Annotated in this window: 1 protein-coding gene; it reads right to left on the reverse strand. The window is 58.4% G+C overall.

Features of this window, described 5'->3' with window-relative positions; all coding sequences use genetic code 11:
- Positions 1-262: transposase (locus HMPREF2990_RS12360; RefSeq protein ID WP_256380964.1), on the reverse strand; the 262-nt coding region annotated here is incomplete at both ends.

The raw sequence follows: 262 nt of genomic DNA on the forward strand, positions 1-262 counted from the left end.
CTCGCGTTGCTTCGCAGCGAAGAAGGCTGTTGCTTTTGACAAAAACTCGTTATCCATCTTGGCTTCAGCCAGCTCCCGGCGCAGACGAGCATTCTCAGCACGAAGATCAGCCTCGCTCATCCCGTCTGATGCTCCCCGGCGCTCACGCTCGAGTTTGACCCACCGGCCTAAAAGCCCGGCGGAAACACCGATCTCCTTAGCCACATGAGCAATCGGGCGCTGCGACTCTATTACCAGGTTCGCGGCTTCACGCCGATACTCC

Source organism: Corynebacterium sp. HMSC071B10 (assembly GCF_001814825.1).
Taxonomy (GTDB): domain Bacteria; phylum Actinomycetota; class Actinomycetes; order Mycobacteriales; family Mycobacteriaceae; genus Corynebacterium.